The sequence below is a fragment of the Microvirga sp. BF8 genome (assembly GCF_059888585.1).
The window spans coordinates 4326324-4340386 of sequence record NZ_CM187619.1 but is presented as its reverse complement, the minus strand read 5'-3'; the positions used below and the strand labels follow the sequence as shown (position 1 = coordinate 4340386).

Genomic DNA, 14063 nt, shown 5'->3' with positions numbered 1-14063 from the left:
ACCCTTGGCCGCATTCGTGGCCAGGGGTTTTCTGCGTCCGTCGGAAAAAGTGGTGATCGGCATCGTGGCGAGCAGAACTTGAGGGCCCCGGGAGCAGTGAGAGGTTTCGGACCATTCAGGGCGGCCAAGCTGCCTAGGATTTAGGCAGCTCCGACAGAAGCTGCCCGATTCCGATGCCGGTTTCATGGACAATATGTGGAAGACATAAGCCCTCCACCGCTTGGCATGTTTTTTGCTTAATCCCCTGGCGACACCCGCCCGACAGGTTGGGTTCAAATGGAAATCCGTTGTCCGTCCCAGCTTTCCATCTGGTCGGCGACCGTTTCAAAGGGGGCTCAACCCATGAAGATCGTGATGGCGGTCATCAAGCCGTTCAAGCTGGAGGAGGTTCGCGACGCGCTGACCTCCCTCGGCGTGCACGGGCTCACTGTGACCGAAGTAAAGGGCTACGGGCGGCAGAAAGGTCATACAGAGATCTATCGCGGCGCCGAATACGCGGTGAGCTTCTTGCCCAAGCTGAAGATCGAGGTGGCGGTGCCGACCGAGATCGTCCCGAAGGTGATCGAAGGCATCACCCTCGCGGCGCGCACCGGCCAGATCGGCGACGGCAAGATCTTCGTCGTCCCCCTCGAGAAGGCGGTCCGCATCCGCACGGGCGAGGCTGACGCCGATGCCCTGTGACGCCCGCTCCCTTTCCCTTGTCCGGAGTCTCAATCCGATGAAATCCCGTTTGAACCTCGCCGCCATGCTCGGGGGCATGGGGCTCGCTCTTCTGGCCTTCGATCCGGCGCTCGCGCAGGAGGCCGCCGCCCCGACGGTCAACAAGGGCGACACCGCCTGGATGCTCGTCTCGACCATCCTCGTCATCCTGATGACCATTCCCGGCCTCGCCCTGTTCTACGGCGGGCTGGTGCGCACCAAGAACATGCTCTCCCTGCTGATGCAGGTCTTCTCGGTGTTCAGTCTCGTCGCCATCCTGTGGGTGTTCTACGGCTACTCGCTGGCCTTCACCTCCGGTCCGGGCGGAATCGGCGCCTTCATCGGAGGATTCTCAAAGGCCTTCCTCGCCGGCATCACCACGGATTCCACGGCCGACACCTTCACCAAGGGCGTGGCGATTCCGGAATTCACCTTCATCGCCTTCCAGCTCACCTTCGCGGCGATCACGCCGGCCCTGATCGTCGGCGCCTTCGCCGAACGCATCAAGTTCAAGGCCGTGATGCTGTTCACGGCCCTCTGGCTGACCTTCATCTACCTGCCGATCGCCCACATGGTGTGGTTCTCGGAGGGCTATCTCTTCGGCCTCGGCGCCCTCGACTTCGCGGGCGGCACGGTGGTGCACATCAACTCGGGCGTGGCGGGCCTCATCGGCGCGCTCCTCGTCGGCAAGCGCATCGGCTACGGCCGCGATCTGCTTGCGCCGCACTCCCTGACGCTGACCTTCGTCGGCGCCTGCCTCCTGTGGGTGGGATGGTTCGGGTTCAATGCCGGCTCCAACCTGGAGGCCACCGGAGGCGCGGCTCTCGCCCTGCTCAACACCATCCTCGCCCCTGCGGCCGCGGGCCTTGCCTGGACGATGGTGGAATCGTTCGAGAAGGGCAAAGCCTCGCTCCTCGGCATCGCCTCCGGCGCGGTGGCGGGCCTTGTCGCCATCACCCCCGCCGCAGGTCTCGCAGGCCCCATGGGCTCCATCGTGCTCGGTCTCGTGGCCGGCGCGGTCTGCTATGTGGCGGTCACGACCGTGAAGAACGCCCTGGGCTATGACGACGCCCTCGACGTGTTCGGCATCCACGGCGTCGGCGGCATCGTCGGCGCCATCGGCACCGGCATCGTCGCCGCGCCGTCTCTCGGCGGATACGGCGTCGGTGAATACACGATCGCGGGTCAGGTCTGGACGCAGGCGATCGCCGTGGTGGTGACGCTGCTGTGGACCGGCATCGGCTCGTTCATCCTTTACAAGATCGTCGATCTCGTCGTCGGCCTGCGCGCCACCTACGAGGCGGAACGCGAGGGCCTCGACCTCGCCGACCACGGCGAGCGCGCCTACAACTACTGAGCTTCCCGACGACGAAACACACCATCCAGAGGGTCGTCAAAGGAAAAGCCCCGGTCGAAAGGCCGGGGCTTTTTGTTTCACCTGTCATTCCGGGGCCGCGCAGCGGAGCCCGGTACCCACAGCCACCAGCCTTGATGAAGAGCTGCGGCAGCCACGGCGCCCCATGCTGGACCATCAGCGGTTACGGGTCCGGGTCCGCACCTTCGATGCGTCCCGGAATGACGGGGAAGAAGAACGCCGAATGCCGAAAGGCCGCGTGATCACCCGTTCTTCACCAGCTTCTTCAGCTTCTCGCGCCGGATTTCCTGCGGCTCCTGGAAATTCGAGGAGCCGAAGAAGTCGCCTTTCCCGTCCATCAGGAAGATCGTCGCCGTGTGGTCCATGGTGTAGCCGGAATCGGTCGGGACCTTCCGGTAATAGACCTTGAAGGCCTTGGCGGCGGCGGCGATCTCGTCCGGCGTGCCGGTAAGGCCGACGATGCGCGGATCGAAGGAGGAGAGATAGGTCTTCACCAGCTCCGGCGTATCCTGCTCGGGATCGATGGTGACGAAGACCACGTTCAGCCTGTCCGCATCCTTGCCCATCGCCTCGAGGTCCTGGGTCAGGTCATAGAGCGTCGTCGGGCACACTTCCGGGCAATGGGTGAAGCCGAAGAAGATGGCAAAGGGCTTGCCCTTCAGGCTCTCGCTGGAGAAGGGCTTGCCATCCTGTGACGTGAGCTGGAACGGTCCGCCGATGGGAACCCGCGACGCGCTGCCCGTCGGCCGCTGCTCCGGCAGCAGCAGGAACAGGGTGGCGAGCAGAACCAGCGCCGCGGTCAGGAACACGAGCAGCGGCAGAAGGAGCGATCGTCTGAAAACCATGTGGGTGCTCCTTCCGGACCTAGTGCTTGCGCGGCATGGGGGCCGCATCCTGAGCATTCATGTGACCGTTCATGTGGCCGCCCGCCGGCGCGCCCATGCCGCGCACCGCGAACTCCACTGCGACGGCACCCGCCTTCCCGAAGACGAGCGTGCCCTTGACGACCTGGCCGTCCTTCAGGGGCTCCGTCAGGTCCATGAACATGAGGTGGTATCCGCCGGGCTTCAATTCGACGCTCTCGCCCGGCTTGATCTCGAGCCCGCCCTCGACCGGCTTCATGCGCATGACATCGCCGACCATGGACATCTCGTGCACCTCCACCCGCGCGGCGAGCGGGACCGAGCCGCCGGTGAGCCGGTCCGGCTCCTTGCCGTTATTGGTGATGCGGAGATAGCCGCCGCCGACCTTCGCGCCGACCGGAGTGGCCCGCGACCAGGCCTGCTCGATGGCGAGGTCGCCCACCCGGACCGTGGCCGCCGGCGCGCCCGATGCCGCCGCCGCGATCTTCACGCCCGGGGCAGGCGATTTCAGGGAATGGGCATCCTGGCCCGCGGCCGGAACCTGGATCCACCGCTCCGCCCCGTTGCTGCATTCCTGGATCACCGGAAAATAGACGGTCGCACCCGGCTGGAAGATCTCGGTCAGACGGGCCTGGAAGACGAATTCGTCGTAGTGGCCGTCCTCCAGGCTTCCGGTCCAGGAGATTTCCTTGACCCCCTCGCCCACGGGCGCGCCGTGGAGGTCGTAGGAACGGGCATAGGCGCCCTTCACGGTCTCGAGCGTCCAGCCGGGCTTGGGCATCGGCTTGACCGCGACGACTCCTTCGGGGACCCGGACCCGGAGCTTGAGGGTCGGCTGCCCGTCGCAGCCATGGCCGACGCGAAGCACGGCCTTGTAGGTGGAATTCGCCGCCGCCTGCTCCGTCTCGAACGTCACATGAGCGACGGCGGATGTGGCGGTGAAGGCGAGCGCGGCCGCGGCCAGCGCGCCGGCGGATAGGGATGATGTCATGGGAATGGTCCTGTGGTCGGGGAAAACGATCTTCGAAAAGACGATCAACCCAGGCGCGGCGGCGCGCGCGATCCGACAGGCAACACCCCGGCGGAGCGCGCGTGCGGCGGCTCGTCCGGCAGGAAGGCGATGATGACGGGAACCGTCGCCGGCCGCGCGATCCCGGCCAGGACCGGGAGCGGCCCGGCGGAGGCGGCCGAGATGCCGCAGCTCAGGATGCAGCACAGGGCATCGTGGGAGGTTGCCGGCGCGTCGGGCGCGGAATGCCCGTTCCCCTGGCTGCAGATGATTCCGGCGGAGGCGGCGGAGGCGGCGGAGGCCTCCGCATGGAGTGCGCCGCCGTAGGAGAACAGCAGGGCCTGGAGCGCAAGGGCATAGGCGATCACCGCCGTGATTCCGGCCCGCTGCCAAAGCTTGAAGGATGCCCTGCCCGTCATGCGGCGGACACTGATCCGCCGGGCGCGCGCCGTCAACAGGCACAACGGGATTCTTAGGGTTAAAGGGCCCTTAACCCGATCCTCCTAATGTCGCAGCACGATTCTTTGTTGAATGAGATTTTCAGTCCGGGTTTTCTCGATGCGCACGGCACGCCGCTCTTCATCAGCCTATGACGGTCTCTCCAGCGCCCTGCGGGCCTTCGTCGCCCGGCGCGCCCAGGAGATGATCGGCCTGTGCCTGCTGGCCCTGGCCGGCGCGGTGGCCGCGTCCCTCGCCACCTGGTCGGTGGACGATCCAAGCCTCAACAATGCCACCGATGCCCCGGTCCGCAATTTGCTCGGCTGGCCCGGCGCCATCGTCGCCGATCTTCTCATGCAGCTTCTGGGACTGGGCTCCATCGCCGCCCTTCTGCCGCTTGCCCTGTGGGGCTGGCGGCTGATGAAAGCCGGCCATCTCGGCCGGGCGCAGCTGCGCTTCGCCCTCTGGATCCTCGGCGCGGGCGCCGCGACGGCGCTCGCCAGCGCCCTGCCCGCCACGGACCGCTGGCCCCTGCCCACGGGCCTCGGCGGCGTGGTCGGCGATGCGATCCTGGCCGCCGCCAAGGCCGTGACCGGCCTGTCGAACGGCTCGGCCAGCGCAGTGCTGGGCCTCGTCTTCGCAGGCCTCGCCATCCTGACCCTGAGCGCCGCCTGCGGCCTCGGCCTCTCTGAGCAGCACCACGCCGATCCGGACGATCTCGACGAGGCGGCGGATGCCAAGCGCGGCCGGAGGAAGCCGGCCGAGTGGGAGGATCCCGAGGATCCCGGCCATGACGAGCCCGGCTGGGGCATCGTGTCCCTCGGCGCTCTCGCCCACGGGTTCATGAGCCTGCGCGCCAGCGCACGGCGCTGGGCGGAGAAGCGGGCCGAAACCGGCGAGGCCGACGAACCCGCCCGGCCTGGCAAGAACGCCCGCCGCGGCGCACCGGACGCGATCTGGACCCGACGCGAGCCGATCCTCGACGACGCGCCCCGGCGGCCGAAGCCCGAGCCGGCCGCGGCGCCGCTCCACGACGAGGACGACGAGGACTGGGACGGGCCGCCGGTCACGGGCGGCGGGCGCGTCTCCATGCCCGAGCCTGCCCCCTCGCGGGTGGCCCCTGTCCCCGCGGCGCCCAAACCCGGCAAGCGCATGGTCCGCGAGGCCCAACCCTCTTTCCTCGACGAGGGCGACTACCAGCTGCCCGCCCTCAACCTGCTCGCCGAGCCGAAGAAGCCCCAGACGCCCCTGGTCTCCGCGGATGCCCTGGAGCAGAACGCCACCCTGCTCGAGGGAACGCTGGAGGATTTCGGCGTGAAGGGCGAGATCATCAATGTGCGCCCCGGCCCGGTGGTGACGCTCTACGAGCTGGAGCCGGCTCCGGGGACAAAGTCGTCGCGCGTCATTTCGCTTGCCGACGACATCGCCCGCTCCATGAGTGCGGTCTCCGCCCGCGTGGCGGTGGTCCAGGGCCGCAACGCCATCGGCATCGAATTGCCGAACCACAAGCGCGAAACCGTGTTTCTGCGCGAACTGCTGGCGAGCCAGGATTTCGAATCGACCAAGCAGAAGCTCGCCCTGTGCCTGGGCAAGACGATCGGCGGCGAGCCGGTGATCGCCGACCTGGCGCGCATGCCGCACCTGCTCGTCGCGGGCACCACAGGCTCGGGCAAGTCGGTCGCCATCAACACCATGATCCTGTCCCTCGTGTATCGCCTGAAGCCCGAGGAATGCCGGCTGATCATGGTCGATCCGAAGATGCTCGAGCTCTCGGTCTATGACGGCATCCCGCATCTCCTCACGCCCGTCGTGACGGACCCGAAGAAGGCCGTGGTGGCGCTCAAATGGGCGGTTCGGGAGATGGAGGACCGCTACAAGAAGATGTCGAAGCTGGGCGTGCGCAACATCGACGGCTTCAACGCCCGGGTCTCGGAGGCCAAGGCCCGGGGCGAGGTCATCACCCGCACGGTGCAGACGGGCTTCGACCGCGAGACCGGCCAGGCGGTCTACGAGGACGAGGTCATGGACCTCGAGCCCTTGCCCTACATCGTCGTCATCGTCGACGAGATGGCCGACCTGATGATGGTGGCGGGCAAGGAGATCGAGGGCGCCATCCAGCGCCTGGCGCAGATGGCCCGGGCGGCGGGCATCCATGTCATCCTGGCCACCCAGCGGCCGTCGGTGGACGTGATCACCGGCACGATCAAGGCGAATTTCCCGACGCGGATCTCGTTCCAGGTGACCTCGAAGATCGACTCACGCACGATCCTCGGCGAGATGGGCGCCGAGCAGCTCCTCGGCCAGGGCGACATGCTCTACATGGCCGGCGGTGGGCGCATCACCCGCGTGCACGGGCCGTTCTGCTCCGACGAGGAGGTCGAGAAGGTCGTCGCCCACCTCAAACGCCAGGGCCGGCCGCAATATCTCGAGGCCGTCACGGCCGACGAGGATGCCGGTGGAGACGGCGGCGACACGCCGGTCTTCGACCAGGGCGAATTCGGCTCGGGCTCCGGCGACCTCTACGACCAGGCCATCGCCGTCGTCCTGCGCGACAAGAAGGCGTCGACGTCGTACATCCAGCGCCGGCTGCAGATCGGCTACAACCGCGCCGCCTCGCTCATGGAGCGGATGGAGAAGGAGGGCATCGTCGGCCCGGCCAATCACGCTGGAAAGCGCGAAATCCTCATGGAGACCCCGGATCTTGGCGAGGATTGACGTGGTTCGAATCGACGCAGAAGGAACCTTAGCCCTGGCGGTCGCGTCATCGATTAGCCACATGGGAAAGCTAGCGCAGCGCCCAACCTGACCTGGAAGGATCGTTCCGGATGCGCCTTTCGAGCCTGACCCGCCTCGCATCGCTCCTCGCCGCCTCGGCCGGCGCGGGTGCCATGCCGGCTGCCGCTCAGGTGCTTCCCTACGAACTGTTCCAGCCGCCAAGGGCATCCTCGCCGACGGCGCCGGCGGTGCTTGCCTCTGCTGCGGAAGGCTTCACCCTGACGAAGGCGCCGCCCGCGACCTCGACCTTTCAACCCCGAAAGTCCGCCCAGCCGAGCGCCGCTCCGGCTACCATCGCGGCCGCACCAGCCCCGAAACCCGCCGAGCCGGTCAAGGAAGCCGCCTTGGAAGCCACGGCCCTGCCGCAGGTGGCGCCCCTGCCTCCGCCGCCGGTTCGCCCGGCCGTCCTGAAGGAAGCCGCTGCGGGCCCGGAATCCGTGGAGATCACACCGCGGCCCATCGTGACCACCGCCGTCACCCCGACCGCCGTCGCGAAAGTTCAGCAGCCTCTCTCGAACCAGGAGATCGTCAGCCGGGCCAATGCCTATTTCACCAGTCTCGGCACCCTGGTGGCCGACTTCACCCAGGTGGGCGGCGACGGGCGCAGACTCGGCGGCACGCTCTATCTGCAGCGGCCTGGCAAGCTGCGTTTCGAATACGATCCGCCCGCCACCCTCGAGGTCATCGCCGATGGCACGTCGGTCGCCGTGCGCGACAAGAAGCTCAACACGCAGGATCTCTATTTCATCCAGCAGACGCCCCTGAAGTTCCTGCTGCGCGAGAGGGTGAATCTCGGCCAGGACATCGCGGTCACCGGCATTTCCTCCGATCCGAACTCGGTGCGCATCAACCTGGAGGACAGCTCGACCCTGGGCGGCACCTCCCGGATCGCGCTCTATTTCGATCCCGACATGCAGAACCTGACCCAGTGGCGGATCACCGATCCGCAGGGCTATCAGACCGTCGTGACCCTGAACAAGACCAACCGCGGCCGGTCCATCGACCAGGGCCTGTTCCGGATTCCGAACGCGCCGATCATCGGCAACAACCGCTAGGGTGATCGGCGGCGGATGAAGTAGACTGGCCGCATCTCTCCCGTGGCGGAGTGGCGGACGATGGCCGAGATCCCGAAGAACCGCTGGGCCAGCGGCGAAGTCTATGAACCCTATGTCGGTCGCTGGAGCCGGCTGGTCGCCCGCGATTTTCTCACCTGGCTCGATCCGCCGCCCGGCCTCGACTGGCTCGATGTCGGCTGCGGGACGGGAGCGCTGGCCGAGGCAGTCCTCGAGCGCTGCTCCCCAGCACGCATGGCGGGAATCGATCCCTCGGCCGGTTTCCTCGCTTTTGCCCGTGAGAGGCTGAGCCATTCCAAGGTCGAGCTGCAGCAGGCCGACGCGCAAAGTCTTCCCTTCGCGGCGAATGCGTTCGACCGTGCCGTTTCGGGCCTCGTGCTCAATTTCGTCCCCGACCGGCCGCGCGCGGCCGCCGAGATGGTGCGTGTCGTCCGGCCCGGCGGGCAGATCGCCCTCTATGTCTGGGACTATGCGGGCCGGATGGAGCTGATGCGCCATTTCTGGGACGCGGCCGCCGCCCTCGATCCGCAGGCCCGCGAGGCCGACGAAGGCGCGCGCTTCACGATCTGCCGCCCCGAGCCCCTGCGGGCCCTCTTCGGAGAGGCCGGCCTTGACGACATCGAAACCCGGCCCATCGACATCCCGACCGTCTTCCGCGACTTCGAGGATTACTGGACGCCGTTTCTGGGCGGGCAGGCTCCCGCGCCGGCCTATTGCATGTCCCTGAGCGACGAGGCGCGGGCGGCCCTCCGCGAGCGCCTGCGAAACACCCTTCCGATCCAGCCGGACGGCCGTATTGCGCTGGTGGCGCGGGCCTGGGCCCTGCGCGGCCGCAAGCGGTGAAGGGGATGCTTCGAGCCCTGCTTCGCGCGAAGCCCGGTATTCGCCCGGCACCCTTCCCTTGCGGATGAATCTGTCGTAGCCGAAGAGGGCTCGAGACGACAGGATGCCTGCGCCGTGAATCTCACCATTTCCACCTGGAACATCAACTCCGTCCGCCTGCGGATCGATCAGGTCCGGCGCTTCCTCGACGAGCGCCGCCCGGACGTCCTGTGCCTTCAGGAGACGAAATGCCCGAACGACAAGTTCCCCCTGAAGGAGCTCCAATCCTTCGGCTATCCCTTCGTCGTGCATATCGGGCAGAAGGGCTATAACGGGGTCGCGATCCTGTCGCGCTATCCCTTCGCCGAGACGTCGACCATGGAGATGTGCGGCCGGCAGGACGCCCGGCACGTCACCGTGACCCTGACCCAGGCCAAGGCCGCTTCCGGGGTCACGATCCACAACTTCTACGTCCCCGCCGGCGGCGACATTCCGGATGCGGACCTCAACGAGAAATTCCGCCACAAGCTGCAATTCATGGAGGAGCTGAGGGCCTGGGGCGGGCGTTCGCGGCCGACATCGGCGCCGGCGATCCTGGTCGGCGACCTCAACGTGGCGCCTCTCGAGCACGATGTCTGGAGCCATAAGCAGTTGCTCGACGTGGTAAGCCACACGCCCGTGGAGACGCAGGCCCTCGAAGAACTGCGCCAGGAGGCGGGCTGGACCGATGCCATGCGCGCCTTACGCCCGGAGCCGGAAAAGATCTATTCCTGGTGGAGCTACCGGTCTCCGGACTGGCAGACCGCGAACAAGGGCCGCCGGCTCGACCATATCTGGCTCTCCGACGACCTCGCCGGCAGCCTGCGCGCCATCGACGTGACGAAGGAGACCCGCGGCTGGGAGCGCCCGTCCGACCACGCGCCGGTGACTGCCGTTCTGGAGCTTTGATCGGCGGGGACGCCCCTCCTTTTGCGCGGGAAGGTGCCGCGTCGAGCACCGGGCCCGACCCATTGTCGTTCCGGGCTCCGCTTCGCGGCCCCGGAATGACGGAGGTTCATCCCCTCACGCTGTCCTTCCGGATTGCCGTCAGGCAAGTCCGGAATCCATCACCGCTGACGGTGCATGATCAGGCACAGCGGCATGAAGGCCCGCGTGTCCTGATCACGGCTGCGACGACGCGGATGGAGCTTTCGTCTCGGACCCGGACAATGCACGTCCGATGGTTACAAGGAATCTACTCCTGGCAGTCGATTCCAAAAGTTCTGCGCAGACGCGAAACCTTGCGAATTCTTGGTTTCCACAGTCGTTATTCACCAGTTCTTAAAGTGGCTCTGCGACGTCTCGGGTCTATCTTACCCAGGGGAAATCCCGTGTCCTTCGTCGCTCACCGCAAGCTCTCCCATCTCACGATGGCGGCCATGATCGCCTTCGTCGTCCTGACCGCCGCCGTCCTCTTCGCCGTCGTCTCCCTGCAGACCCGCGCCGATGTGCGTGCCAACGCCCTCGCGCAATTGCAGGCCAATGTGCGCACCTTCGCGGGAATCCTCCAGGGCTCCGTCGGCAGCATGAAGGCGAAGAAGGACGCTTCCGGCGCCATCGAGGGCATCGTCGTCAACGACGACGCCGTGTTCTACAGCGACGAACTCGTGGACCGCATCGCCGAGGCGACGCAGGCGCCGGCGACCCTCTTCGCCAAGGACAAGGCCGGCGACTTCATCCGCCGCGCCACGAACCTGCGCAATCCCGACGGATCCCGTGCGGTGGGCACTCCCATGGACCGCAAGGGCAGCGTCTTTCCCGTCGTCTCGGCAGGAAAGGTCTATGTCGGCGAGGCCAAGGTGCTCGGCAAGGACTATCTGCTGATCAACTTCCCCGTCTTCGGCCAGAGCGGGCAGATTCTCGGCGTGCTCGGCACCGGCGTGGAGACGACCGAGCTCGCCGCCGCCGCCGACCGCCTCATGTGGCGCATGGGGCTCGCATCGCTGATCGCCGTCCTCGTTCTTGCCCTGGCCGCCATCCTGGCGGCCCGGACCCTGTTCCGGCCGATCCCGAAGCTCGCGGAGGCCATGACCCGTCTCGCCCATGGCGACACGTCGCAGCCGGTGCCCTATGCGGCCTGGAGGAACGAGGTCGGCGCCATGGCCCGCGCCGTCGAGATCTTCCGCGACAACACGGCGGAGCGGCAGCGCCTCGCCATCGAGCAGGCCGCCGAGGGCGAGGCGAAGATGCACCGGGCGTTGCGGCTCGACGAGCTGGCCCGTCGGTTCGAGGCCAATGTCTCCGCCCTCACCCACAGCCTCGCCTCGGCCGCCTCCGAGATGGAAGCCACTGCACAAACGATGACTGTGACGGCGGAGCGGACCAACCAGGAATCCGTCAGCGTCGCCGCGGCGGCCGAGCAGACCTCCGGCAACGTCCAGACTGTCGCGGCCGCGACGGAGGAGATGTCGATCTCGATCCAGGAGATCGCCCGCCAGGTCACGCAATCCTCGCAGATCTCCAGCGAGGCTGTGGAGAGCGCCAAGCGCACGAACGACATCGTGCAGGCGCTGGCGAGCGGGGCCGAGCGCATCGGCAACGTGGTCACCCTGATCAACGACCTCGCGTCGCAGACCAACCTGCTTGCCCTCAATGCCACCATCGAGGCGGCCCGGGCCGGCGAAGCCGGGCGGGGATTTGCCGTTGTGGCTTCGGAAGTGAAGACCCTGGCGACCCAGACCGCGAAGGCGACCGAGGAGATCGGTGCGCAGATCGCCCAGATTCAAAGCGCCACCCACGAAGCGGTGGGCGCGATCCAGGGCATCCGCACGATCATCGATGAAATCTCGAGCATCTCCACCGGCATCGCCGCCGCCATGGAGGAGCAGGGCGCCACGACGTCGGAGATCTCCCGCAGCGTTCAGGAGGCCGCCCGCGGCACCGGGCAGGTGACGGAGAGCATCGAGAGCGTGAAATACGGGGCCGGCGAGACCGGCGCGGCGGCCACCCAGGTGCTGAGCGCGGCTCAGGAGCTGGCCCGCTACGCGGAAAATCTCGGCCGCGAAGTCGAGGAGTTCCTTTCCGGCGTCAAGGCCGCATAGGTCTCGGGCCGGACGGCCCGGATCTTTTGAAGGCTCAGACCGATCCCGGCCCCGATGCGGCGGCCGGGATTTCCTCGCCGTCGATGGCGACGAGCTTGCGGCGCACCTGCTCGAGACCCTCGGTCAGGCCGACGAGGTCCTGCGCCATCGCCGCGTGCATGGCGGCGGCCGCCGCCGGAAACTCCTCCAGGACGCGTCGCATCAGGCTCGGCGAGACCCGGATGACGGTCGAGGCCTCGCGGGCCGTAGCGGTTGCCGGGCGCTCGATGCGGGTGAAGAGCGCGGTCTGGCCGATCAGCGATCCGGGCCCCGCGACGAAATCCGCCGCCGAGCCGTCCTCGCGGGCATCGAGGACGATGGCGCCGCGGCTGACCACGTATCCGCCATCCGAGCGATCGCCCTTGCGGAACAGGGTGTCGCCCTCCCGCAGGTTCCGGCTCTCGGCCGCGAAGGCGACAAGGCGCAGCGCGTCCCGGTCGAGCAGGCTGAACAGCGGCGCGCTGGACAGGATGGCGATATCGTCTTCGAGTGCCATTTCAAGGAATCAGCTTGTAGCCGCCGGGCTCGGTGACGAGGATGCGGGACTGGGAGGGATCGGTCTCGATCTTCTGGCGCAGCCGGTAGATATGCGTTTCGAGGGTGTGCGTGGTCACGTTGGAATTGTAGCCCCAGACCTCGGCGAGAAGGGTGTCGCGCCCGACCACCGCCTGTCCGGCGCGATAGAGATAGCGCAGGATCGCGGTTTCCTTTTCCGTCAGCTTGAGCTTGGAGCCCTTCTCGTTGGTGAGCAGCTTTGCGCCGGGACGGAAGGTGTAGGGTCCGATCTGGAACACCGCGTCCTCGCTCGCCTCGTACTGGCGCAGCTGGGCCCGGATGCGCGCGAGCAGGACGGCGAACTTGAACGGCTTGACCACGTAATCGTTGGCGCCCGCCTCCAGGCCCATCACCGTATCGCTGTCGGAGCCCTGGGCGGTGAGCATGATGATCGGGCTGCGGAAGCCCTCGTGGCGCATGGCCTTGACCGCCTCGCGGCCGTCCAGGTCGGGCAGGCCCACATCCATGATGACGAGGTCGATGCGGCCGCTCTTGACCGCCTGCATCGCATCGGTCGCATTCGCCGCCGTCGTGACGTGGAACTCCTCGTAGAGACCAAGCTGCTCGACGAGCGTGTCGCGCAGATCCTGATCGTCGTCGACGACGAGGAGACGGCTGGCATTCGACATCTCAAACCCTTTGGCGGCTAAAAAGCGCGAGGCAAGCCCACTTTTGCGGATCGTGCGCCTGCCCCTTAGACTAGTCATTCCCGACTTGACAACAAGGGGCAGCCCTGCCCCTTCCACTGCCCATGAAGCCAGCCTACGTCAATCTCGTCGTCGTCCATCGCTCCCCGCTCGATCATCGCCGCGGGCGATTGCGGGCGGGAAACCTCGTCCTGCCCTGCGCCCTCGGGCGCTCGGGAACGAGCCGGAGCAAGCGCGAAGGCGACGGCGCATCGCCTGTCGGGCGCTTTGCTCTGATCCAGGGCTTCTACCGGTCGGACCGCTTCCCCCGTCCACGGACGGGCCTTGCCCTGCATCCGATCCGTATCCACGACGGCTGGTCGGACGATCCGAAGGACCGGCGCTACAACCGCCCCGTCCCCCTGCCCTGCCCGACAAGCCACGAGAGGATGTGGCGGGACGATCATCTCTACGACATTGTCCTCGACATCGGCTGGAATCGCGGGCCGATCCGGCGCGGACGGGGCAGCGCCATCTTCCTGCATCTCGCCCGCCCCGGCTTCACGCCGACCGAAGGCTGCGTCGCGGTTCGCCCGGACATGATCCGCCGCCTGCTGGAGCGCATCGGGCCGCGGACGAAGATCGCCATCATGGGATAGGCGTCGGCTCGATCGGAGCGTCCGGGAACCAAGCTTTGCAAGAGCGGACG

Annotated in this window: 13 protein-coding genes; 8 read left to right on the top strand and 5 right to left on the bottom strand. The window is 67.1% G+C overall.

The annotated features are described in order from the left end of the window. Nucleotides 1–342: 342 nt before the first annotated feature. Both AC522E_RS20485 and AC522E_RS20480 read left to right on the top strand, forming a co-directional pair. On the top strand, nt 343–681 hold the full coding sequence (locus AC522E_RS20485; RefSeq protein WP_224311611.1) for a P-II family nitrogen regulator: 339 nt from the start codon (nt 343–345) through the stop codon (nt 679–681). A gap of 37 nt (nt 682–718) precedes the next feature. Continuing rightward, entirely contained in the window at nt 719–2056 is a 1338-nt protein-coding gene (locus tag AC522E_RS20480; RefSeq protein WP_500748065.1) for an ammonium transporter, read from the top strand. Between the two features lie 260 nt (nt 2057–2316). On the opposite strand, the gene AC522E_RS20475 is transcribed toward AC522E_RS20480, so the two are convergent. From AC522E_RS20475 to AC522E_RS20465, 3 genes are read right to left on the bottom strand one after another with little or no spacing between them, the layout of a single operon-like run. Beyond that, a complete protein-coding gene (locus AC522E_RS20475; RefSeq protein ID WP_500748064.1) occupies nt 2317–2919 on the bottom strand; it encodes an SCO family protein in 603 nt (200 codons plus the stop codon). A 19-nt stretch (nt 2920–2938) separates the two neighbouring features. Continuing rightward, complete coding sequence (locus AC522E_RS20470) at nt 2939–3928, bottom strand: DUF1775 domain-containing protein (protein ID WP_500748063.1); 990 nt, start codon at nt 3926–3928, stop codon at nt 2939–2941. Nucleotides 3929–3972: 44 nt separating this feature from the next. Next, on the bottom strand, nt 3973–4410 hold the full coding sequence (locus tag AC522E_RS20465; protein WP_500748062.1) for a DUF2946 family protein: 438 nt from the start codon (nt 4408–4410) through the stop codon (nt 3973–3975). A gap of 94 nt (nt 4411–4504) precedes the next feature. On the opposite strand from AC522E_RS20465, the gene AC522E_RS20460 reads away from it, so the two are divergent. The 5 genes from AC522E_RS20460 to AC522E_RS20440 all read left to right on the top strand — a co-directional run bounded on the left by AC522E_RS20460 (nt 4505) and on the right by AC522E_RS20440 (nt 12134). Next, nucleotides 4505–7099, top strand: a complete 2595-nt coding sequence (locus AC522E_RS20460; protein ID WP_500750788.1) for an FtsK/SpoIIIE family DNA translocase — start codon at nt 4505–4507, stop codon at nt 7097–7099. 110 nt (nt 7100–7209) lie between these two features. Beyond that, nucleotides 7210–8214 carry a LolA family protein gene (locus AC522E_RS20455; protein WP_500748061.1) on the top strand — a complete coding sequence of 335 codons (1005 nt, stop codon included), beginning with the start codon at nt 7210–7212 and terminating at the stop codon, nt 8212–8214. 60 nt (nt 8215–8274) lie between these two features. After that, nucleotides 8275–9075: a class I SAM-dependent methyltransferase gene (locus AC522E_RS20450; protein WP_500748060.1), complete on the top strand. Its 801-nt coding sequence runs from the start codon at nt 8275–8277 to the stop codon at nt 9073–9075. Nucleotides 9076–9189: 114 nt separating this feature from the next. Then, nucleotides 9190–10002, top strand: a complete 813-nt coding sequence (gene xth, locus AC522E_RS20445; RefSeq protein WP_500748059.1) for an exodeoxyribonuclease III — start codon at nt 9190–9192, stop codon at nt 10000–10002. A gap of 422 nt (nt 10003–10424) precedes the next feature. Next, on the top strand, nt 10425–12134 hold the full coding sequence (locus AC522E_RS20440) for a methyl-accepting chemotaxis protein (RefSeq protein WP_500748058.1): 1710 nt from the start codon (nt 10425–10427) through the stop codon (nt 12132–12134). A 34-nt stretch (nt 12135–12168) separates the two neighbouring features. On the opposite strand, the gene AC522E_RS20435 is transcribed toward AC522E_RS20440, so the two are convergent. Together AC522E_RS20435 and AC522E_RS20430 are read right to left on the bottom strand one after the other, a co-directional pair. Further along, entirely contained in the window at nt 12169–12669 is a 501-nt protein-coding gene (locus tag AC522E_RS20435; protein ID WP_500748057.1) for a cyclic nucleotide-binding domain-containing protein, read from the bottom strand. 1 nt (nt 12670) lies between these two features. After that, nucleotides 12671–13357, bottom strand: coding sequence for a response regulator transcription factor (locus AC522E_RS20430; protein WP_500748056.1), 687 nt, complete (start codon nt 13355–13357; stop codon nt 12671–12673). Nucleotides 13358–13479: 122 nt separating this feature from the next. Here AC522E_RS20430 and AC522E_RS20425 point away from each other — a divergent pair, with 122 nt between their 5' ends. Beyond that, nucleotides 13480–14013 carry a L,D-transpeptidase family protein gene (locus AC522E_RS20425; RefSeq protein ID WP_500748055.1) on the top strand — a complete coding sequence of 178 codons (534 nt, stop codon included), beginning with the start codon at nt 13480–13482 and terminating at the stop codon, nt 14011–14013. The last annotated feature ends 50 nt before the right edge of the window (nt 14014–14063 follow it).

What these genes read in the sequence shown, in the direction of transcription:
- AC522E_RS20435 (WP_500748057.1), bottom strand. Translation starts at nt 12,669, where the DNA reads ATGGCACTCGAAGACGATATCGCCATCCTGTCCAGCGCGCCGCTGTTC.
- AC522E_RS20470 (WP_500748063.1), bottom strand. Translation starts at nt 3,928, where the DNA reads ATGACATCATCCCTATCCGCCGGCGCGCTGGCCGCGGCCGCGCTCGCC.
- AC522E_RS20425 (WP_500748055.1), top strand. Translation starts at nt 13,480, where the DNA reads ATGAAGCCAGCCTACGTCAATCTCGTCGTCGTCCATCGCTCCCCGCTC.
- AC522E_RS20430 (WP_500748056.1), bottom strand. Translation starts at nt 13,357, where the DNA reads ATGTCGAATGCCAGCCGTCTCCTCGTCGTCGACGACGATCAGGATCTG.
- AC522E_RS20475 (WP_500748064.1), bottom strand. Translation starts at nt 2,919, where the DNA reads ATGGTTTTCAGACGATCGCTCCTTCTGCCGCTGCTCGTGTTCCTGACC.
- AC522E_RS20485 (WP_224311611.1), top strand. Translation starts at nt 343, where the DNA reads ATGAAGATCGTGATGGCGGTCATCAAGCCGTTCAAGCTGGAGGAGGTT.
- AC522E_RS20455 (WP_500748061.1), top strand. Translation starts at nt 7,210, where the DNA reads ATGCGCCTTTCGAGCCTGACCCGCCTCGCATCGCTCCTCGCCGCCTCG.
- AC522E_RS20450 (WP_500748060.1), top strand. Translation starts at nt 8,275, where the DNA reads ATGGCCGAGATCCCGAAGAACCGCTGGGCCAGCGGCGAAGTCTATGAA.
- AC522E_RS20460 (WP_500750788.1), top strand. Translation starts at nt 4,505, where the DNA reads ATGCGCACGGCACGCCGCTCTTCATCAGCCTATGACGGTCTCTCCAGC.
- AC522E_RS20480 (WP_500748065.1), top strand. Translation starts at nt 719, where the DNA reads ATGAAATCCCGTTTGAACCTCGCCGCCATGCTCGGGGGCATGGGGCTC.